The 20501-nt window shown below is 60.1% G+C and carries 17 protein-coding genes; 9 read left to right on the top strand and 8 right to left on the bottom strand.

The window, feature by feature from the left end:
- Positions 1-199: 199 nt before the first annotated feature.
- On the bottom strand, positions 200-1300 hold the full coding sequence (locus B071_RS0101920) for a helix-turn-helix transcriptional regulator (RefSeq protein WP_083914331.1): 1101 nt from the start codon (positions 1298-1300) through the stop codon (positions 200-202).
- On the opposite strand from B071_RS0101920, the gene B071_RS0101930 reads away from it, so the two are divergent.
- From B071_RS0101930 to B071_RS0101955, 6 genes are all read left to right on the top strand, one after another.
- The gene (locus tag B071_RS0101930; RefSeq protein ID WP_026244904.1) at positions 1223-2521 is read left to right on the top strand and encodes a Gfo/Idh/MocA family protein; all 1299 of its coding nucleotides are present in this window, start codon (positions 1223-1225) and stop codon (positions 2519-2521) included. The genes B071_RS0101920 and B071_RS0101930 overlap by 78 nt on opposite strands.
- 197 nt (positions 2522-2718) lie before the next feature.
- Entirely contained in the window at positions 2719-3879 is a 1161-nt protein-coding gene (locus B071_RS0101935; RefSeq protein WP_438829531.1) for an ABC transporter substrate-binding protein, read from the top strand.
- A gap of 133 nt (positions 3880-4012) precedes the next feature.
- The gene (locus B071_RS15355) at positions 4013-4864 is read left to right on the top strand and encodes a carbohydrate ABC transporter permease (RefSeq protein WP_157702977.1); all 852 of its coding nucleotides are present in this window, start codon (positions 4013-4015) and stop codon (positions 4862-4864) included.
- The gene (locus B071_RS0101945) at positions 4857-5693 is read left to right on the top strand and encodes a carbohydrate ABC transporter permease (protein ID WP_018525421.1); all 837 of its coding nucleotides are present in this window, start codon (positions 4857-4859) and stop codon (positions 5691-5693) included. The genes B071_RS15355 and B071_RS0101945 overlap by 8 nt, the downstream gene beginning before the upstream one ends.
- Before the next feature lie 40 nt (positions 5694-5733).
- Positions 5734-6246: a nitroreductase family protein gene (locus tag B071_RS0101950; protein WP_018525422.1), complete on the top strand. Its 513-nt coding sequence runs from the start codon at positions 5734-5736 to the stop codon at positions 6244-6246.
- 22 nt (positions 6247-6268) lie between these two features.
- A complete protein-coding gene (locus B071_RS0101955; protein WP_018525423.1) occupies positions 6269-7318 on the top strand; it encodes a GGDEF domain-containing protein in 1050 nt (349 codons plus the stop codon).
- A 38-nt stretch (positions 7319-7356) separates the two neighbouring features.
- Here the strand turns inward: B071_RS0101955 and B071_RS0101960 are convergent, their stop codons facing one another.
- On the bottom strand, positions 7357-8526 hold the full coding sequence (locus B071_RS0101960) for an MFS transporter (protein ID WP_018525424.1): 1170 nt from the start codon (positions 8524-8526) through the stop codon (positions 7357-7359).
- Positions 8523-9278, bottom strand: a complete 756-nt coding sequence (locus B071_RS0101965; RefSeq protein ID WP_018525425.1) for a YaaA family protein — start codon at positions 9276-9278, stop codon at positions 8523-8525. The genes B071_RS0101960 and B071_RS0101965 overlap by 4 nt, the downstream gene beginning before the upstream one ends.
- Before the next feature lie 155 nt (positions 9279-9433).
- Between B071_RS0101965 and B071_RS19385 the strand changes: the two genes are divergently transcribed.
- On the top strand, positions 9434-10318 hold the full coding sequence (locus B071_RS19385) for a ribonuclease D (protein ID WP_018525426.1): 885 nt from the start codon (positions 9434-9436) through the stop codon (positions 10316-10318).
- A gap of 85 nt (positions 10319-10403) precedes the next feature.
- Here the strand turns inward: B071_RS19385 and B071_RS0101975 are convergent, their stop codons facing one another.
- The 4 genes from B071_RS0101975 to B071_RS0101990 all read right to left on the bottom strand — a co-directional run bounded on the left by B071_RS0101975 (position 10404) and on the right by B071_RS0101990 (position 15191).
- Positions 10404-11003: an anaerobic ribonucleoside-triphosphate reductase activating protein gene (locus B071_RS0101975; RefSeq protein ID WP_018525427.1), complete on the bottom strand. Its 600-nt coding sequence runs from the start codon at positions 11001-11003 to the stop codon at positions 10404-10406.
- Complete coding sequence (locus tag B071_RS0101980) at positions 10993-13116, bottom strand: ribonucleoside triphosphate reductase (RefSeq protein ID WP_026244906.1); 2124 nt, start codon at positions 13114-13116, stop codon at positions 10993-10995. Before B071_RS0101980 ends, B071_RS0101975 begins: the two co-directional genes overlap by 11 nt.
- A gap of 295 nt (positions 13117-13411) precedes the next feature.
- Entirely contained in the window at positions 13412-14326 is a 915-nt protein-coding gene (locus B071_RS0101985) for a DUF7973 family transport facilitator (RefSeq protein ID WP_026244907.1), read from the bottom strand.
- A gap of 358 nt (positions 14327-14684) precedes the next feature.
- Positions 14685-15191, bottom strand: a complete 507-nt coding sequence (locus tag B071_RS0101990) for a flavodoxin (protein ID WP_026244908.1) — start codon at positions 15189-15191, stop codon at positions 14685-14687.
- Positions 15192-15420: 229 nt separating this feature from the next.
- On the opposite strand from B071_RS0101990, the gene B071_RS0101995 reads away from it, so the two are divergent.
- Positions 15421-16662, top strand: coding sequence for a sensor domain-containing diguanylate cyclase (locus tag B071_RS0101995; protein WP_018525431.1), 1242 nt, complete (start codon positions 15421-15423; stop codon positions 16660-16662).
- Between the two features lie 53 nt (positions 16663-16715).
- Here the strand turns inward: B071_RS0101995 and B071_RS18125 are convergent, their stop codons facing one another.
- A complete protein-coding gene (locus B071_RS18125; RefSeq protein ID WP_083914343.1) occupies positions 16716-17864 on the bottom strand; it encodes a GAF domain-containing protein in 1149 nt (382 codons plus the stop codon).
- A 504-nt stretch (positions 17865-18368) separates the two neighbouring features.
- Here B071_RS18125 and B071_RS19825 point away from each other — a divergent pair.
- Positions 18369-20495, top strand: a complete 2127-nt coding sequence (locus B071_RS19825; RefSeq protein ID WP_438829532.1) for a methyl-accepting chemotaxis protein — start codon at positions 18369-18371, stop codon at positions 20493-20495.
- Positions 20496-20501: the final 6 nt, after the last annotated feature.

Raw genomic sequence — 20501 nt, forward strand, 5'->3', positions numbered from 1 at the left:
GCGTTCCGGCTGGTCATCACAAGATTTTTCCCGGAGTTCTCCGGGACNGAGTCGACGTCGAGGGGAGAAGACATCCTCTGCTGCGAGGGAACAGGAGACCGCACCGACATCGCGTACCCCGAAAGCTAGCGCGTTTTGAAGATAAAATCTACGAATATAAAAAAGATTCCGGAAATAGCAGCGCGGTTCGGGATGTTTTTCAGGGATCACTCCCTCCGGTTTTTCTCTTTTTTCGGTACTGCGAGGGGCTCTCTCCGGCGAAACTTCTGAAGGCCCTGCTGAAGCTGTAGATGCTCTCGTAGCCGCAGCGCTCGGCGATGCTCCCCACCGTCGAGTTNCCTCGGGAAAGNAGCCTCATCGCNTCGGTCATGCGGACCTCGATCATGAATCGGCCCAGGCTTTGTCCCATGGTTTTCCTGAAGAGCGTCCGGAGATAGCTCCCGGAATATCCCAGCTTCGTGGCAAGAGCCTCCACGGTGCGGGTTTTCTCGTGGTACACCGTTTTGAGAATTTCTCCGATGAGCGTCTCCCCGTGGTATCTCTGGTGCAGGGGTGTCTCCCGCCTGTGGGAGGTCTCGATGATGTGCGAGAGAACCCGGGCCGCACAGCAGCAAAGGGTGCCGGGGCTGCCGTCCAGNAAGGCCCGGCCCGTCTCGTCCAGGAGCTGGAGCGTCTCCCGGGTATAGGCGAAGGGNGAGTAGCGCAGGCGCTCAAAGCAGATCGTGGGAGGNATCTCGAAGGTGAGGAANGCCAGGGAGAGTNGGTCCTGGCCCTCGTTGATAAAGCGGTGGTACTGGTAGGGCAGGATCAGTAACCCCTCNCCCCGGTGCAGGTGCACGATGGAGCCATCGAGAAAGATTCGTATGGCTCTGGCCAGGTTAAAGAGCAGCACGTGGCGATAGTGGAAACTCGTTTCAGCCCCCAGATTCCCCGGGTGAAAGCGGTTGCGGTAGAAGAGCAGAATATTTTCCGGCACAGGGAAGGGGAGATACCCCGTACCCTGGTAGTAATTCCCGGGACTCCTGAGACCGGACCAGAGGGATTCCACCGATCTGTGAAGGCTCCCGAAGGAGGACTCGCGCTCACCGCTGTTCATGGTGGTGAGTATACCACCCGAAGAGTCGGAAATGGTAAATAATGCCGCATTTATGCCATTGTTTTTCCTGAAACAGGAGATATGCTGGGGCTTCATACAATACAGCAACAAAAGCGAGGGCAGTTTATGAGACCAGTAACAGCCGTGGTGATCGGTGCCGGAAGCAGGGGCCGCGACGCCTACGCCTCCTACGCGCTGCGCCATCCTGCGGAACTGCAGATTACGGGGGTNGCCGAACCGGACGAGGCGCGTCGAAACAATCTGGTGCAGGACCATGGCATTCCCGAGTCAGGAACATTCTCCACCTGGGAAGACCTTCTGCAGAAGGAGCGCTTCGCCGATGCTGCCTTCATCTGCACCCAGGATCAGATGCACCTGGAGCCAGCTCTGGAAGCCATGAAAAGGGGATATCATCTCCTCCTGGAGAAGCCGATCGCCCCGACCCTGGAAGATTGCCTGGAGATCCACGGGGCATCCCGGAAATACGGGGTGAGTGTTGCTGTGGCCCATGTCCTGCGTTATTCGCCCTTCTTCATTATCCTGAAGCGGCTCATAGATCAGGGTGCCATTGGAACCCTGCGGGGTATCCAGCACAACGAAAACATCGGCCATATCCACTATTCCCACAGTTTTGTTCGGGGGAACTGGCGGAACCGGGCCAGCTCATCACCCATGATCCTGGCCAAGAGCTGTCACGATCTGGATATCCTCGCCTTTCTTGCAGACCAGGAGTGTGTCTCCCTCGCATCGGCCGGGTCGGCGGGCTCCTTCTCTCGCGAAAAGGCTCCTGCCGGGGCCCCTCTGCGGTGTCTCGAGGGGTGTCCCCACGAGGTGGAGTGTCCCTATTACGCACCAAAGGTATACCACCAGGGCGAAACGGGGTGGCCCGTGAGCGTGATCACCACCGATCTCTCCTCCCGGGGCATCCTGGAGGCCCTGCGGGAGGGNCCCTACGGACGGTGCGTGTACGCCTGCGATAACGACATGGTCGAGCACCAGGTGGTCTCCCTGGAGTTTGCCCGGGGAATCACGGCCGCCTTTACCATGAGTGCTTTTACCCACGAGACGAGTCGTACCATCAAGGTTATGGGAGAGCGGGGCGAAATTCGCGGCCACATGGAACGGGAGGTTCTGGAGGTGCACGATTTCCGGACCGGCGAGATTCAGACGATCTCTCTCGGGGGGTGTCACAACGGCACTCGCCACGGCGGGGGCGACGAGGGAATCCTGCGAGATCTGATCCTGCACCTTCGGGACAAGGAAAGAACATCCCTGAAGACAACGCTGGATCTGGCCATGGAGAGCCACATCATGGCCTTCGCAGCGGAAGAGTCCATGAACACGGGGCGAACGGTCGATCTGAGGACCTACAAAAGGGATCACAACGTTCCGGGTTCCCGGGGCACTGATTCCGGTATCGTCTAGAAGCATCCATGGGCGATCCCGGTTGTATAACCGGTCGNCCTGTGGAACAGGAAAATCCTGAAGACAATCTGCAAAGGGAGGTATCCGGCATGAAAGGAAGACTGGGTGTATCAGGCGTGGTACTGGCAACGATGATCATGATTCCGGCGATCATGGGGTGCGGGTCCGGCACGGATAGTNCCGTGACGCTTCAGATGATGTACTGGGACAACGTGCAGAAACCCGTTATCGATGCGGCAATCGCCGAGTTTCAGGAGGCGCATCCCCATATTCGTGTGAACTCCACGATTGTTCCCTGGGGGCAGTACTGGCAACGCCTGCAGACGACCATGGTGGGTGGGACAGCGCCTGATGTGTTCTGGATGAATGTTCCCAATTTCCCCCGCTACGCAGAAAACGGTCATCTGATGAATCTGCAGCCCTATCTTGACGCTGCCGGTATCGATGTCTCGGTGTATCCCCACGATCTGGTTGAGCGGTATCGCCTGAACGGTGATGTTCACACCGTACCGGAGCAGTTTGATACGATCGCCCTGGCCTACAATCGGAGACTCTTCGATGAGGCCGGTGTAGCCTATCCCGATGAAGGGTGGGACTGGAATACCCTGAGGGAAAAGGCTGCTTTGCTTACCAGGGACCGCCCCTCGGGACGGCAGTACGGGTTTATTGCAAACTCCGATAGTCAGGCCGGGTACTACAACTTTATGGTTATGAACGGCGGTCGTATCATATCGGAAGATCGGAAGGAATCGGGATTCCGGGACTCCGGCAGCATCGAGGCGATCCAGTTTCTGGTGGACCTCATGTACACCGACAAATCGGCACCGCCAGGACAGGAACTCTATGAGCTGAACAATCCGCTCGATCTTTTTGTCTCGGGGAACGCCGCCATGACGACGATAGGCTCCTGGTCTGTGCCGGTCGTGTACGGAGCTCTCGGTGAGGATGTGAATGTGGCACCGCTTCCCGTGAGTCCTGCCACGGGGGAGCGCCGCTCCATCATTCACGGCCTTGGCTGGGCCGGATCGGCGCGCACCAGGCATCCCGAAGAGACCTGGCTGCTGCTGGAGCATCTTATCTCACGGGAATTCGCCGCGCGCCTGGCGGCAGAGGCGATCACGATTCCCGGGTATGAAGGGATGGCTGATGCCTGGATTGAGGCGATTCCCTCGATGGACCTGCAGGTCTTTATCGATGCCCAATCCTACTCCTGGCCCTACCCGGTTTCGCGAAACACCTCGGAGTGGATGAGCATCGAGACGAGAGAGATGCGAGATGTCTGGTTGGGGGCGCGGGAGGTTTCCGAAGCTATGGCGACAATAGCCGAGGAAATGGATCGGGTCCTGGCTGCAGAATGAGAGCCTGCTCCGATGTCTGGCCAGGATCCCTGGCGGGGCATCGGAGTTCTCTGAAGGGAATACTATGGGACGTGTATCGGGAAATCGGAACTGCTTCCACTGGATGGGAAAAGAGTCTGTCCAGGGGTATTTGATGATCGCCCCCAATTCGATTGGGCTGATGGTCTTTTACATACTGCCAATCATGTGGTCTGTGCTGCTGGCCTTTCACCAGTGGGATGGCCTTTCTGCTATGGAGTGGGCGGGATTTCACAATTTCCGCAGGTTGCTCGGGGATGCGAGTTTCCTGGCTGCTCTCGGGAACACGGCGGTCTACACGGTTCTGGTTGTCCCCGCGATTCTTCTTCTGATTCTCTGCTTCGGCATGCTCCTGGCTCACGATGTTCTCTCCTTTACCAGACACGTGCGGACCCTGTATTTCCTTCCTCTCATGACCATGCCCGTTGCGGCGGCTCTTGTCTGGAAATGGCTTCTGAACCTGCGGTTCGGACTGGTCAACCGGGTGCTGGAGGCTCTGGGGATCGGGGCCGTACCCTGGCTTTCTTCTCCCTCCCATGTGCTGTACTCCATCGTCTTCATCGGGGTCTGGCTCGGAGTAGCCTATAATCTCATTGTTATCATCGCCGGGATACGAAGCATTCCCCGGGGATATTACGAGGCTGCCGAAATAGACGGGGCGTCAGGGTTGGACCGCTTCCTGCGAATCACCCTTCCGCTCCTGACACCGTCGATCTTTTTCATCCTGGTAACTCAGCTGATTACCTGCTTCCAGGTTTTCGACACAGCCTTCGTTATCCTGGGTGCTGATCCTCCCGGTTCGCTGCACCGGGCAGGCAGCACGATCGTCATGAGTCTCTACGAGCAGGGGTTTGTTTTTTTTAACATGGGTTATTCTTCCGCCCAAGCTGCGGTGCTCTTTGTGTGTGTTCTTGTGATCACGATTGGACAGTTCCTGTTCCAGAAAAGGTGGGTTCATTATGGGTGACCTCAGAAAAAGCAATCTGCCGGGGAAAATCCTCTACGGACTGGTCGTTGTGGGGGGCGGTCTTCTGATGGCGCTGCCCTTTATCTGGATGGCCGTCTCGTCGCTCAAAACAGAGACGGAACTGATGATGACTCCGCCATCCTTTTTTCCTCGAGAGCCTGTCACGGAAAACTATATCCTGGTCATGAGAGACCTTCCCTTCCTGCTCTTCTATCGCAACACTGTTATTGTAACCTTGATGAGATCGATCTCCCAGATTGTGTGCTGTTCCATGGCCGCCTTCGCCTTCGCAAAGATTCGCTTCCCGGGGCGAAACGTGATATTTTTGGGGCTCCTGGCGGTTCTCATGGTTCCCCATCAGATGATTCTGGTCCCGAACTATATCATCATGAGATCTCTGGGGTTATCGAACACCCTCCTTGCCGTGGCGTTGCCGGGAATGTTCAGCGCCTTCGGGATGTTTCTCCTGCGCCAGTTCTACCTTACCCTGCCCGATGAGTTTCTGGATGCGGGGAAGATCGACGGGTGTACCCACTTTGGAATTTTTGCGCGCCTTTACTTTCCTCTCACCCAGGCCGCTGTGATGGCCTTGCTGATCTTCACGGTGATGTACTCCTGGAACGATTTTATCTGGCCGCTTATCATAAGTTCTTCCGACAGAACCCGGGTCCTCTCGGTGGGAATCGCTCTGCTTCAGGGCCAGAGCCGGATCTATTATAACCAGATCATGGCTGGTGCCGTCATGGCCACGCTGCCTGTTATCGTGCTCTTTATTTCGCTTCAGCGGTATTTTGTCCAGGGCATCGCCCTGACGGGGGTCAAGGGTTAGAGGACTGGCCCCTTTGGGTCTGGTTTATTACACTTGGTGCATGACCGTACAGGAAGCAATAAAAACACGGAAAAGTGTACGGGCCTTCTCGGATCGGCCCGTGGAGCAGGAGAAGATCGAGGCCGTTCTGGAAGCGGCCCGGCTGGCGCCATCGGCCAGGAATCGCCAGGAGTGGCGGCTCGTGGTGGTCACGGAAGAAGAGACCCGGAAACGGCTGGCCAGCGCAGCGGGCAATCAGGCCTTTGTGGGCCAGGCCCCGGTGGTTATCGTCTGTTGTGCCCAGACGGGTCGGGAACGGATGACCTGTGGTCTCGAGAGCTATCCCATCGACGTGGCGATCGCCATGGACCACATGACCCTGGCTGCGGTTGAGCTCGGCCTGGGTACGTGCTGGATCGGGAAATTCGACCCCCCGGCGGTGCGGGAGATCTGTGGGATTCCCCCGGAGATCGAGGTGGTGGAGCTGCTTCCCCTGGGCTACCCGAAGGATCCCGAGCCGGTGGAGAAACAGCGCCTCGCCCTGGAGGAGATCGTCCGCCGGGAGCGCTGGTAGCGGGGCGGGCGGACCTCCCTGTATGCGCCGCCGGGAACGGGCGTGCCCGCGACACAGCAACCGATACTCCCGGGAGCTGGAGGATGCCTTCCTCCGATTTCTCGAGGTCTATCTGGGTGAACGGAATCTGGAGGGGATCAGGTCGCTCCTGAGTCCCCGCATGACGGGCTTCGGCACTGCCCTGAACGAGCGGAGTGATTCCCTGGAGCAGTCTCTGGAACTCTTTTCCCGGGATCTGGAGCAGGCCCCTCGTCCGATCGCCTACGAGATCCTCTCCCTCAAGGGGGTCTCTCTGGACCAGGATCTGGGGTTTGTTCAGGCCGAGCTCGATCTCCACGCCTCGGTCCTGGGGCAGGCCGTGGATCTCCTTAACTGCCGGTTCACGGTGATTTTCCGGAACTATCCCGACCGGGGGCACTGGTGCATCGAGCACCTTCATCACTCCCTTCCCTCGGTGGGGGAGGGCGATTACGAGTCCTATCCCGTGGCAAAACTGGAGGAGCAGGCGGCCCTCATGGAGCGACTGGTTCAGGAGCGGACCAGGGAACTTCGGGATGCCCGGGATCGGCTTCAGGTGGTGGCCGCCACGGACGCACTCACGGGTATTGCCAACCGCCTGAAGGCTGGCGAGGTGTTGCACCAGGAGCTTTCCCGGTTGCAACGCTACGGAGGGGCCTTCTCGGTGGTCCTGCTGGACCTGGATTTCTTCAAGGCGATCAACGACCGCTTCGGCCACGGCGGAGGCGATCAGGTTCTGCGCGAGGCAGCCCGGCTTCTGGAGGCGGGGGTGCGGCACACCGACCGGGTGGCGCGCTGGGGAGGCGAGGAGTTTCTCCTTCTCTGTCCCGGCGGTACGTCCGGGGAGGTCGCGGCCCTGGCGGAGCGGCTCAGGGAAACCCTGGCGGTCCATGATTTCGGAATACCCCGTCGTGTCACGGTGAGCCTTGGTGTTGCCCAGGCCACGGCCGGGGATTCCCCCGAATCTCTGGTGGAGCGGGCCGACCGGGCGCTCTACCGGGCCAAGGAGGGGGGGCGAAACCGGATCGAGGTGGCCGAAATCGCCCGGTCCTGAACTGTCAGAGGGGCCCTGAAATCCCGGTCGGGTCCGGGTTATGGGGCCCTCTTGCTTCGGGGCTGCCCCCTGGTCCAGGCTACAGCAAAGAGAATCGTAGCCAGGGCCATCACCAGGCTTCCCCCCGCAAAAAGCGCCCGCAGCCCCCATCGCTGGCTCACCGGTCCTGCTGCCAGCAGCAGAATCAGGCCAAGCACCTCGGCGATCAGCGAGACCAGAGAGGAGATCGTTGCCCTGCTCCCGGAGCCGATCCGCTCCTGGAGCCACCCTTGGTAGATAACCTCGGCAGAGGCCATGATGAGGTAAAAGCTGAAGTACAGCGGGAGAAGAAACCGGTGTCCCGTGATTACTCCCAGGAAGAGCACCGCCGATGCCAGGGCGATCCACCAGGCCAGCCTGGGGGGATCATCCAGTCGCAACCCTCGCTGCAGAGGTGCTGCCAGCCCCGCACCGAGCGCCTCCAGAAAAAATCTGGTCCCTCCCCAGAGGCCGATCGCTGCCAGGGGAACACCCAGGGTATGGCCAAAGAGAAAATCGTATTCGTCCAGCACACCCCAGATAACGGTGGCAAGGCTTCCGTAGAGGACGAGCTTGATCAGTCCCGGTACGGCCACAGCCAGGGACAGTTCGTCCTTCAGCGAGCAGGGGGAAGAACCGGTGACGTCCGGGGGGGACCGTTCCTCCGGGAGCGTGGCCGCGCAGATCGCGGCCGCTGCCATAGCCAGCGCCGAGAGGATCATCACCGCCGCAGGACTCCGCGAGAAGATCCAGCCCCCTGCCAGAAGGGATATGAGTATGGCTCCCCGGGCCGCAGCGGCTCCCCCTCCGGCCAGGGTGACAAAGCGGTCTTCCCTATTGCGGGACTTCAGGGCGTCGTAGAGGAGGGCCTCGGTAGTGCCGGTGTTGATCGCTTCCTGTAATCCCCAGAAGATAAATCCCAGGGCAAAACCGGGAAAATCCGGGCGGACGTACCATATCAGGAAACCCGTTCCTTTCAGGATCATGCCGATCACCAGGGACCACCTCCGGCTCCAGCGGTCGGCGGCCATTCCCGAGGGGACTTCCAGAAGGATTACGGGAACGCTCCAGATCGCCAGGAGCCAGGAAACCTGCAGGTAGTTCAGTCCCGATTCCCGGAAGAGAATCACGTAGACGGGATAGACCAGAACGAGATCCTGAAAAAACCTGAAGAGGAAGTAGCGGATCATCCCGGGGCAGTCCGGACAAAGACGGGCTGGTCCGGTTCCGAGAGATCGGACCGGTATCGGTACCCGTCGGCGCAGAAGCTCTGGAGGTCCTCAACACGCTCGGGGCGGTCGGTGATGATCCATCGGGCCATCCTGCCCCTGGCCCGCTTTGCGTGGACGGCCACGACCGAGCAGGAGCTCCCCCGGTCCTCCTTGAAGAGGGGCGTCACGAAGCGCCCTGGCAGGTCCTCGGGGGTGATGACCCGGGAATATTCCAGGGATGCCAGATTGACAAAGGGGGATCGTTCCTGTGTCAGGAGGGCTGTTATTTTTTCCCGCCAGTAGTGGTAGAGGTTCTTCGTTCCCCCCGGGCCAAGGGGGGCTGCCATCTCCAGCCGGTAGGGTCTGATCGCGTCCAGGGGGCGCAGGAGACCGTAGAGACCCGAGAGCACCCGCAGATGGTTCTGGGCGTGGAGGAGCTCTGCCCGGGAGAGGCTGGGGGCGTCCAGGCTCCGGTAGGCCTCACCGGTATAGGCGTAGATCGCCTGAAGGCGTGGCGTTTCTTCGGCTGTCCAGTCACGGTGTTTTTCAGCGGTCTCCCCGGCCAGGCGGTCGCTCATCTTCATTAGTCGGGCCAGATCCCCGGGAGAGAAGGACTGGAGGTGGAGCATGATCTCCCGGGCTTCTTCCCGAAAGAGCGGTTCTGACTGGTCCTCCAGGGGAGGCTGGTCCTGAAAGTTCTGGGTTTTGGAGGGCGAGAGGAGGACAATCATGGCTGGGAAGGTACCGCTTCCCGCCGGTTTTCTGCAACTCCCGGGCCGCCACTCCTGCCAGTATTTCCCGGCTGGGATCCGGGCTGTAACGCTCGGGGTGTGACGTGGCGGCTCCAGTGGTTGCGGGGTTTTTTCGGAAAGGATAATCTCCAGGGATGAACACCACCGATCAGCCGGGAAGGGATACCAGGGAGTATCGTTATATTGACTCGGACAAGCTTTTTTCATCCTATCGGGAGGATCTGGCCAGACGATCCGTAGAGACCGTTGCCATTGATCTGGAGGCAGAGTTCAATCTCCACGTCTACGGGGAGCACTTTTGCCTGCTCCAGATTTTTGATGGCCACCAGGAGGCGCTGGTCGATCCCCGGGCAGTCTCCATGGACCTGCTTCGGGCCTTTCTGGAGGACCGGAATCTCCTTAAGATCACCTACGACTCTGCCAGCGACCGGGCCCTGCTCTTTCGAACCCAGAACATACGCATGCGGGGGATCCTCGACCTTCGTCCGGCCGTGGAGTTGCTGAAGTTCGGGAAACAGGGCCTCTCGGCGGTGCTCGAGGAGACCCTCGGCATCGTTCCTGCGGGAGGGAAGAAAAAATATCAGCAGTACAACTGGATGCGCCGTCCCCTGGACCCCGGGGCTATCGTCTACGCCCTGGAAGACGTCCGTCACCTCTTCGCGCTCCAGCAACACCTCTTTGCTCTTCTTCAGGAGAAGGGCCTCCTGGAACGGTATATCCTGGAAAACCTGAAGGTTCAGGACCAGGATCCCCAGACGGGGCGCAGACCGGGGTTTCTCCGGACCAGGAGGTTCCAGAATCTTTCTGCCCGGGATCAGGCCTTTCTGGAGGCGATCTACGAGGTTCGCGAGGGCTATGCCCGGCAGGAGAACCTGCCCCCCGACCGCATGCTTCCCAACCGTACCCTTCTTGATATTCTGGAGGGCCGGGTATCCCTGGACTCGCTCCGCCCGGGCAAAGGTGTTTCGGCCGGAGCCTTTGCATCCATGATAGGGGAGATGGCCCGGCTTCGGAAGTAATCGGGGTTCCTGCTCTCTGGCCCCGGTCTCGCCGGAAAACCTTCCATCCTGGGGCTGGTGACCCGCTTGAGTGGCCACCCTTGCCTCAGCCCCCGTCCCGGGGCGGGGGCTCCCGCAGGGGCTGGTGTATCCACGTCTCGTCGGGTCTCACCAGGGCTGCCAGGGCGTCGAGATCCTCGGGGGTCACCACCTGGGGCGCCAGGGTTGTCCTGAGCAGATACCGCCCGCCCCAGGCCCGGAGCACCTCCAGGGACCGCAGAAGATCATCTCCCCGGCCTCCCACCAGATGATATCGCTCGGGGCGGGTCTTGAGATCCAGGGCGACCATATCCACAGGCCTGTCCCGGAGTATCCGTTCGAGGCTCTCGGGGAAGGCTCCCGAGGTGTCCAGCTTCACCGCCAGTCCCAGGGAGGTGATCTCCTCTACCAGGTCTCCCAGATCCTGATGGAGCAGAGGTTCTCCACCGGTAATGACCACCCCCTCCAGGACCGTCCGGCGTCGGTGGAGAAACGCACGGATCTCTCCCCGGGGCAGGAACGAATCGGGTGGCGGCCCCTGAAGAAGTTCGGGGTTGTGGCAGTAGGGGCAGCGCAGGGGACAGCCCTGGGTAAAGAGAACCGCCGCCACGCGCCCCGGATAATCAAGCAGGGTTGTTTTCTGGAGCCCCAGCCTCTCAAGAGGCATGGGGTTCCAGGGTGTGTGCTCCCCTGGTGATCTGGTAGGGCTGGCGCTCGGCAAACTCGGCCCGCTTTCCCCGGTTCCAGTTCTTCAGCGAGCGGTAGTACCCCACGATCCGGGAATAGACCTCGGTCTCCCGGCCACAGTCGGGACAGGTGTGGTGCTCCCCGCTGAGATAGCCGTGGTCGGGGCAGACCGAGAAGGTAGGGGAGATGGTAAAGTAGGGCAGGTGGTAGTTCCGGGCGATGATCCGCACCAGCGATGCACAGGACTGCCAGTCCTCGATGGCCTCCCCCAGAAAGGCGTGGAACACCGTCCCCCCCGTGTACTTTGTCTGCAACTCGTCCTGAATATCCAGAGCGTCGAAGAGATCCCGGGTGTATTCCACGGGGAGGTGGGTAGAGTTTGTATAGTAGGGGGTCTCCTCCCCGGCGGTGATGATCGAGGGAAAGCGGTCCTTGTCGTGTTTGGCCAGACGGTAGCTGGTTCCTTCGGCGGGAGTCGCCTCGAGGTTAAAGAGATCGCCCGTCTCCTCCTGATATTTCACCAGGCGTTCGCGCATATGGTCCAGGATTTCTCCGGCAAAGGCCCGTGCCTCGGGATCGCTGATGTCGGTTCCCAGGAAATTGAGCAAGGTCTCGTTCATGCCAACCAGACCAATTGTGGAAAAGTGGTTGTTCAGGTGACGCAGGTAGCGGCGCGTGTAGGGAAAGAGCCCTCCTTCCATGAGCTGGTTGACAACCTTTCGCTTCACCGTGAGGCTTTCTGCGGCCAGATCCATCAGGTGGTCCAGGCGCTGGAAGAACTCCGTCTTTGATCGGGAGAGAAAACCGATCCGGGGCATATTGATGGTGACCACGCCGATAGAGCCGGTGAATTCGTCTGATCCGAAGAGGCCTCCTCCCCGTTTCCGGAGTTCCCGCTTGTCCAGCTGGAGGCGACAGCACATGGACCGCACGTCCGAGGGGTCGAGGTCACTGTTGATGAAGTTCTGGAAATAGGGAGTGCCGTAGCGGGCCGTCATCTCGAAGAGGAGCCTGGCGTTTTCCGTCTCCCAGGCGAAATCCCGGGTGATGTTATAGGTGGGGATGGGGTACTGAAAGCCCCGTCCGTTGGCATCGCCCTCGATCATTTGCTCCAGGAAGGCCCTGTTAATGAGGTCCATCTCCTTCTGGCACTCGCTGTAGGTGAAATCGAGCACCTTTCCTCCCACCACAGCCGGTTGGTCGCGCAGATCGGGGGGGACCGTCCAGTCCAGGGTGATGTTGGTAAAGGGGGCCTGGCTCCCCCACCTGCTGGGGGTATTCACGCCGAAAACGAAGCTCTGTATCGCCTGTTTGACCTCGTCGTAGCCCAGGTTGTCCACCTTCACAAAGGGAGCCAGATAGGTGTCGAAGCTGGAGAAGGCCTGGGCGCCGGCCCACTCGTTTTGCATAACTCCCAGGAAGTTCACCATCTGCTGTACAAGCGTTCCCAGGTGCCGGGCCGGCTTGCTGGCGATCTTGTCGGAGATCCCCCCCAGCCCCTCCCAGATGAGCTGACGCAGGGACCAGCCGGCGCAGTAGCCGCTGAACATGGAGAGATCGTGGATATGGAAATCGGCTGTGCGGTGCGCCTCGGCCACGGCGGGAGAGTAGACGTTTCGCAGCCAGTAATTGGCCGTAATGGTCCCCGAGTTATGGAGGATCAGTCCGCCCAGGCTGAAGTTTACGTTGGCGTTTTCGTTCACCCGCCAGTCCGATCGCTCCAGGTAGCCGTCCATGGTGTGCTCGATGTCCAGCATGAGCGATCGGGTGGAGCGAATCGCCTCGTGGCGGGCCCGGTAGATAATGTAGGCCTTGGCAACGGCCACCTGCCCCGAGAGAATCAGGGTTTCCTCCACCACGTCCTGGATTTCCTCGATCGCCGGGGCCGAGTTGGGGTGGCGACCTTCCAGAGATCGGGCGAGCCGTTTCTCGGCATCGCCGACCAGGCGGTAGAGTTCTTCCCGAGAGATCTCTTCCTGTTGGGCTGCGAAGGCTTTTTCGATTGCCGAGGCGATTTTATGGTTGTCGTAGGGCTCTAACTGTCCGTTGCGCTTGACCACACTGCGGAACAATCCGGTGGTGCTGGTTTCCATGGGAACCTCCTGAAGCATCTGTTTTCATGATATATGGTGTCGAATTGTTTTTTGTTTGTCTTTTCTACACTGTATATGGTGTTCAGTGGGTGGTCAAGGGTAAAGGGGGCAGAGGAGACGCTTCTTTGGGGCCGGAGCGGGCGCGTCCGGCGGGTGAGCGCCGGAAGACCCTGCAAGCTGGAATCAGAGGGAGAATAGCCGCTGGAACGGGGAAAGGCAAGGGTCCGGAGAAGACAAAAAAAAGGCGGCCCGGGCTGTGTGCCAGGCCGCCTCCGGTGTAACCGAAAGGAGTTTCTTAGAACACCAGGATTACAACGGTGGTCATCACAAAGATGGCAAACGCCGGGGGATCCACGAAGGTGTCACCCCAGACCAGGAAGAACCGGGTGTGCAGCTCTGCCAGGAACGCAGAGATAACACCGATCAATCCCGCTGCGAGCACTGCCACCAGCACGGGGGCTCCGCCACCGAAAACAGCAAGGGCTGCCAGGGCTGCGGGGAGGGCGATGTGGTGCGTGACCGGCATGGGGCCTTTGGTCTCAAGGAAGATCAGGGAGAAGGCGGCGATACCGAAACCGATAACGGCGCTTCCCGTGAGGATCGAAATCCAGCCCGAGACCATACCAACGCCGATACCGACCAGGAAGATCAGCTCGGGGCGGCTCATGAAGGGGAGCCATGCGTTGGAGCGATCCTCGGCCAGAGCCATGCGACTGGGGGAGACGCTTGCGTCGTGCTTGCCAAGGAGACCGGTGCTTCCGAAGGCGAGCCGTGCGATGAGGGCGCTTACCCAGACACCAACGGCGATCGTGTCGGTGGGAGCCCCGACGGTGACCAGCGACGCGTTGATGATGTGACCGATGATTCCGAAGATACCACCAACCACCAGGACCTGCCAGAAATCGCTCTTCACGCCGAAGGTCATCAGGGGAGTCGCGATGTCTTTTCCGTTGGCCAGTATTCCCTTTTTGGCTGCAAACGCTGCTGCAGCCACACCACCGGCGAAGGAGATGTTGGGTGCAAAGAACGTGCCGAAGGCGATTCCGCCCGTTACCCAGTCAACCCCACCGTTGATTGCCAGCATCTCACCGGCAATGACCATGATACCGGTAAGAATAAAGGCCGGCAGGGCACCGATCGATGCACCGAACAGTCCTCCACCAAAAGCGGTGAGAAACAACACAGGATCCCACAAACCAAGTTCTACCATTTCCTGCTCCTTATTACGTAGATATAAACCACAGCACCGAAGAATTTCTTCGACCGTATGTATTGTAGGGCTACCTGTAACAATCGTCAACAAAAAAGTTTCTTTTGCATCGCCACTGTGTGGTATGTCAAATTACATCGCTCTCCTCTGCCATGCCGCGATACCGGCAACTTTTGTGAAGGGCAGTAGAGATGATAGAGCTGTGGGCAGAAGGTGATGAGGGAGAAAAGGGGGAAAGAGGAGGAAAGAGGAGGAAAGAGAACGCGAAAAAGGATCGAGGGACCCTTGCCCCGGGAGTTGCGGTCCGGGGTGCGGGTCCCTCGAAAAGGTGAGCCGACACAAACAAAAACGCCGTGGTTCAGACGGCGGATGTAATCGTGGATACCCAGCTGGATATTCTCTCCGGGGTGAGATCCCCCTGATTGTCCTGATCGATGGCGAGTCCCAGGAACAGGCCGTCCCGGACACCGCGCGACTCNTCGTGGGTGTANCCTTCGGTGGAGGTCTGGCCGACAATGGTTGCACCGGCCTGTTCCGCCGCCTCGGCCAGTATCCCCAGGGCGTCGACAAAGGAATCGGGATAACTCTCCTGGTCCCCCGTTCCAAAGAGGGCAACCTTTTTCCCCGCCAGGGGAGCGTTCTCCAGAAGCCCGAGTTTTACGTGCCAGTCGTCCTGGAGATCGCCGATCCCCCAGGTGGAAGCTCCCAGCACGATCAGATCAAAGGAGTCCAGCTCCTTCAGGGAGTCCTCGTTCCAGTCGGTGACGTTTACAACAACGGCATCGTCCAGGGAGCCCCCGATCGAGCGGGCCACATCCTCGGTGACGCCTGTGGAAGAGCCGAACACAATCAATGTCTTTGCCATAGGATCCGTCCTTTCAATAGTAGTTAAGCATGGCTAACAAAATTAATCAACAGGAACTTGAGCGTTTGTCGGCCTTTCGAGGTCTTTTTTCCTGAAGCGCCCCGAGGGGACGCCCCGAAGATCCCCGGGGAGTCAGGCGGGGAGGGAAGCCGGTTTTCCCGGGAGGATTTTTTTGGGGCTTTGGAGTATACTTTCCCGGACAGGAAAACCCCCACAGCGAGAGGTGTGTATGCTGAGAATACTGCATATTGACAGGAGCGAGCTCTTCCGGAAGGTGATGCGGGAACTGGTGACCCGGTGCGGTCATTCCGTGGTGGGTGTGCCCACCAAGGAAGATGCCCTGGAGGCGATCGCCCAGGGTGATATCGATCTGGTTGTCACAGCCCTGAAGCTCGACGACGGCGGGGCCGAATCGCTCATCACGGCGATGGCAGGCACGGCAGGCCAGGACATTCCCGTGATCGTCGTTACTTCCACGGACTCTCTGGAGCAGCGGGAACGGCTCTTTTCGCTGGGTGTGGTGGAATATATGCTCAAGAATGAGCTTTCGGAGGACCGGTTCATCCGCTATCTGGAGACCCTCGCCTCCGATGATGAGCTTTCCCGTTTCATGAGAACCCTCAGAATAGCCGTGGTGGACGATTCCCAGGTGACCCTCAAGATCGTCTCGCGCATCCTCTCGATGAACGGCTTTTCGTCGGTGACTCTCTTTGATCATCCCGAAAAACTCTTGCAGGAGAAGCAGTCCTTCGACCTCTACATCTGTGATATCGTGCTCCCCGGTGTTTCCGGTGATCACCTNGTCTCGTTGATCCGCCAGGATCATCATGATGCGATCATCATCAGCATGTCCCAGTTCAGTGGGGAGCGGTCGCTTTCCAACATTCTCGGGGCCGGCGCAGACGACTACATCCACAAGCCCTTCGATTCAGCGGGCCTCATGGCGCGCATCAAGGTGAACGTCCGCTCCTACCAGCTCAAGAAGCGCCTGGAGCGGCTGGCCGTGACGGACGGTCTGACGGGACTCTATAACCATCGGCACTCCTACGAACGGCTGGAGCAGGAGATATCCAAGGCAAAGCGGTACCAGCGGGATCTCTCGGTGGTGATGATCGACGTGGACGATTTCAAGAGGGTCAATGATACTCACGGGCACCGGAAGGGTGACGAGGTTCTGGCGGGGATCGGTCAGCTTCTGGGAGAGAATCTCCGGAAATGCGATATTGTTGGTCGTTATGGTGGCGAGGAGTTTCTGGTCATCTTTCCTGAAACCGCTCTGGCCGATGCCCGGGCAGGTGCTGACAAGCTTCGGGGGGTTCTGGCTGATCACGATTTCCAGGGACTGGGAATCACCGTCTCGGCTGGTGTGGCAACCTTTGACGGGCAGGAGAGCGCCCAGATCCTGGTGTCCCGGGCCGACGCGCTNCTGTACCAGGCCAAGCGTCAGGGCAAGAACCGCATCGAGGGGTGATCCCCCCGGTGTTGGTTCACCTTCGCGCGCGCTTTGGAGTGGCCTGGAGTGGTCTAGAGAGGAAAGACGAGCCGGAACATCTGTCCGGGGGACGTCGGGGGGGCTTCCACGGCGTTAAGCCGCTCCCTCAGGGGGCGCAGGATAAGAAAGGCCATCCCGTCGGGAGCGAAGGTGCCCGCCGTGGNCTGNCTGCGCTCGTCGTCTACGCAGATGGCCAGTTCACCCTGGCGTTGTTTCGCCATCAGGGAGATACTCAGAGTGGTGGCCGAGCGGGCAAGTTCCCGGGACTGGCCCAGGATAGCCAGAACTTCTGTTACCGTGAGGATCAGGTCCAGTGTCCGGGCCAGGGGCAGGGAAAAATCGTCGACCCTGAGTTCCAGGGGAGGCAGGGGGACCCCCAGGGCGGTGCTCTCGTCGCGCAGGGTTCTGAAAAAGGGCTGGACCGCCTCGAAGAGGTCCTTTACCTCCACCTGGGGGGCCGGAGGACGGGTGCTGAAGAACCGGTAGGCCTGGACCAGGGAACTGATACGGGCGCAGGTGCGTTCGGCCAGTTCCTGCTCGGAGCAGCTGGAGAACATGGCCACGTGGATATCTCTCATGCGCCCGATAAAGGCAATGAGTTCCAGCGTTACCGATTCGGAGGCGGGCAGGGGCGCTCCGGAGAAGACCGTGTCCAGGACGATGGTGAGGGAGAAGAGAAGGTTTATCTCCGGCGCCGACCATTCCCGCTGGCTGGTGCAATCATCGAACCCGACAAACCCCCAGAGCTCTCCCCCGGCAAAAATGGGGAGAATCAGAAGCGATTTGATCTGCTGGGCTTCCAGAATGGGCTGCTCCGGGGCGGGGAAATCGCAGATGTTCCCGAAGACGGGTTTGTTCTCGAGAAATGAATCGAGCCAGCGACCGTAGCCGGACTCGCGCAGGGGAAGATTCTGGAGCGTCTCGTTGTCGATCTCGCGGGGGACCCCCGAGGCCGCCCATTCAAAGCGATGGGAGGTGCAGACCACGCCGTTCGGGGAGGTGTGGTTCTGGAAGACGTAGACCCGATCCACCTGAGCGGCCTGGCCCACCTTCCCCAGGGCTTCCCTGATCGCCTCTCCGGGCGGAGACTCCGAGAGCAGATCCTGATGGGCTTTCAGTACTTTTTCCAGCACACGGGCCACTCGTTCTTCGGAGTGGCAACGAGACGGGGCAGATTCCACAGGCGACCTCCCGGAGCGGTATTATTACATATAACCTGCACACGAGCACGCGCGCAGACCATCACCGTGAAAAGGATCCCGGCGACGACCTCCATTATACCACGGCTTTTCCGGCGAACAAGGGGGATTCCCCCGGCGGGCGCACGATTCCTCCCCCGCCTGATTACCCGTCTGGGGGAAAGAGGGGGGCATCAAGAAAGGCACGATACACATCCACCAGGAAGAACTCAAGGTATTTTCGCCACGATGTTGCGTTCGGTACCGCCCTGATTCATACTTTCTGCAGTGATGTCGGGAACAGTCGGCCATGGCAGGGCCAACCNGACNTGCCTGGGCCAGCCAGGCCCGCAGGGACTCATTCGCCCTGCACGAGGCGACGGGAACCAGGGAGAAAGGAATCGAACCATGGGAAGTACGACAAAGTATCAGCTGTCCGGTCTGAAGACCCTGAGGGGCCGGATGATTTTTCTCTTCGGGGGGGTCTCGGCCCTTCTGCTCCTCCTTATGGGCGCCTTCCTCTTGTGGCAGGGGGGGCGTGCCCAGCGCAGGACCGTGGACAACCTGGTCCAGGAGATTGTGCTGGCCCGGGCCTCCGAGGCAGGGCAATGGATCGAGGGGAACCTGGAGATCCTCCGTCAGGTCTCGGCGTCGCCCGAGTATCTCCGGGGAGATTTTGAGGCCATCACCGATTCACTGATTGCCCGCCACGAACGACGCCCCCGGGAATACGAGGATTACTTCTTCCTGGACACCCANGGGGATTTTGTTGATAGCGCCGCCTACACGGGAAACCTCATGCACCGCGACTACGCCGAGGCGATTCTGCGAAGAAACGAGCCCTTCTATGTCGATAACGGGCTGGTNAGTTCCACCACCGGTAACGGTATTACCGTTATCGCCCGGGAGGTGCGCAACGACCAGGGGGTGCTTCAGGGCGCCTTCGCTGCGGCCGTTTCCCTGGACGCCATAGTCGAGATGACCCGGGGGATGAACTTCGGCGAGGCCGGCCACGGCGTAATCATCGACGGTGAGGGCCTGGTGATCGGCCATCCCGATCCGGCGGTGGTGATGAACCTGAATACCCTGGATGCACCGGACTGGCCGGGGCTCGGGGAGATCGGCGCGCACATTACACAGGGTGTGGCCGGGGCCGGTGATTTTCGCAATCCCCGGGGTGAGCCGTATCATGCGATCTTTGCCCCCATCCCCGGGTCCAACAACTGGAGCGTTGCCTTCTTTTTGCCTTACTCCGACATAAACGCTCCTGTGTACCGCCTGGCCTGGGTGATCGTTATCGCTGTCATTCTTGCCCTGGCCGGTGTGGTGGTCACCACCGTCCTTGTGGCGGGGCGTATCGCCACACCCATTCGCAGCGCGGCCCGGAGGCTGGAAGACCTGGCCCGGGGAACCCTCGATTCAGCGGGTGACCCAAAGGCAGCCCGCCGGTCCGATGAGATCGGTGTCCTCGCCCGGGGGCTGGATTCGCTCCAGGATCGCCTTCGCGGGGTTGTTTTCCAGGTCCAGAGCTCGGCCCGCAAGGTGGCCAGCGGAAGCAGTAATCTCACCACCATCGGAACCAGCACCGCCCGGGGTGCCAGCGAGATGGCAAGCGCTGCCCAGCAACTGTCCCAGGGTGCCTCGGAGCAGGCCGCATCGGTGGAGGAGGTCTCTGCCTCTATCGAGCAGATGACGTCCAATATCCAGCAGAGCGCAGATAACGCCGAGGCGACGGAGAAGATCGCCACCCAGTCGGCGATCAATGCCGAGCAGAGCGGGACTGCCGTGGGAGAAACGGTGCTGGCCATGAAGCAGATCGCCGAAAAGATCAGCATTATCGAGGATATCGCTCGCGAGACCAACATGCTCTCCCTGAATGCAGCGATCGAGGCGGCCCGAGCGGGAGAACACGGCAAGGGTTTTGCCGTTGTGGCCACGCAGGTGCGGAAACTCGCCGAGAGTTCCGCCGAAGCGGCCAAGGAAATCAGCGAGCTGAGCATCTCCTCGGTGAAGGTCGCCGAGGAAGCCGGACGTCTTCTGGAGGAAACCGTTCCCAACATCCGGAAAACGTCGGAACTGGTGCAGGAGATAAGCGCCTCGAGTCAGGAGATGAGCGTCGGGGCAAAGCAGGTGAACCAGGCGATCCTCCAGCTGGACCAGGTGGTGCAGCAGACGGCCGCCTCTTCCGAGGAAGTCGCCTCGGCGAGCGAGGAACAGACATCCCGGACCGAGGAGCTGGCCTCGGCCTCGGCTGATCTCCTGCAGCAGGCGCAAAAGCTGGAGGAGGTGATCTCCTTCTTTAGCACCAGTGTTGCCGGTGGTGATAGCGGGGAAAACTTCGGTGTCGGAGCACCTGCCTCCTCGGGGGGGGCCGGTTCGCTCCGGGGGGCACAGATCCAGGGGCAGCCCTCGCCATCGCCCGATTCCGGGGGGGTGCCCCTTGCCAGGTCAGGCGGTCCGACACCCTCTTCCCGGGAGGCCTTGCCCCCCAGGGAACCTCGCCCCGAAGGAGAGACGCAGACCGCGCAGGAGAAACAGATCGGATCCCTGCCGCAGACCACGGGGATAACGCTGCCCCGGGATACTCGCGGGGGGAGTGCCGATGATATCGATCTCGAGTTTGAGGACATGTAGGGGGTA

The organism is Alkalispirochaeta alkalica DSM 8900 (genome assembly GCF_000373545.1).
Lineage (GTDB): Bacteria > Spirochaetota > Spirochaetia > DSM-27196 > Alkalispirochaetaceae > Alkalispirochaeta > Alkalispirochaeta alkalica.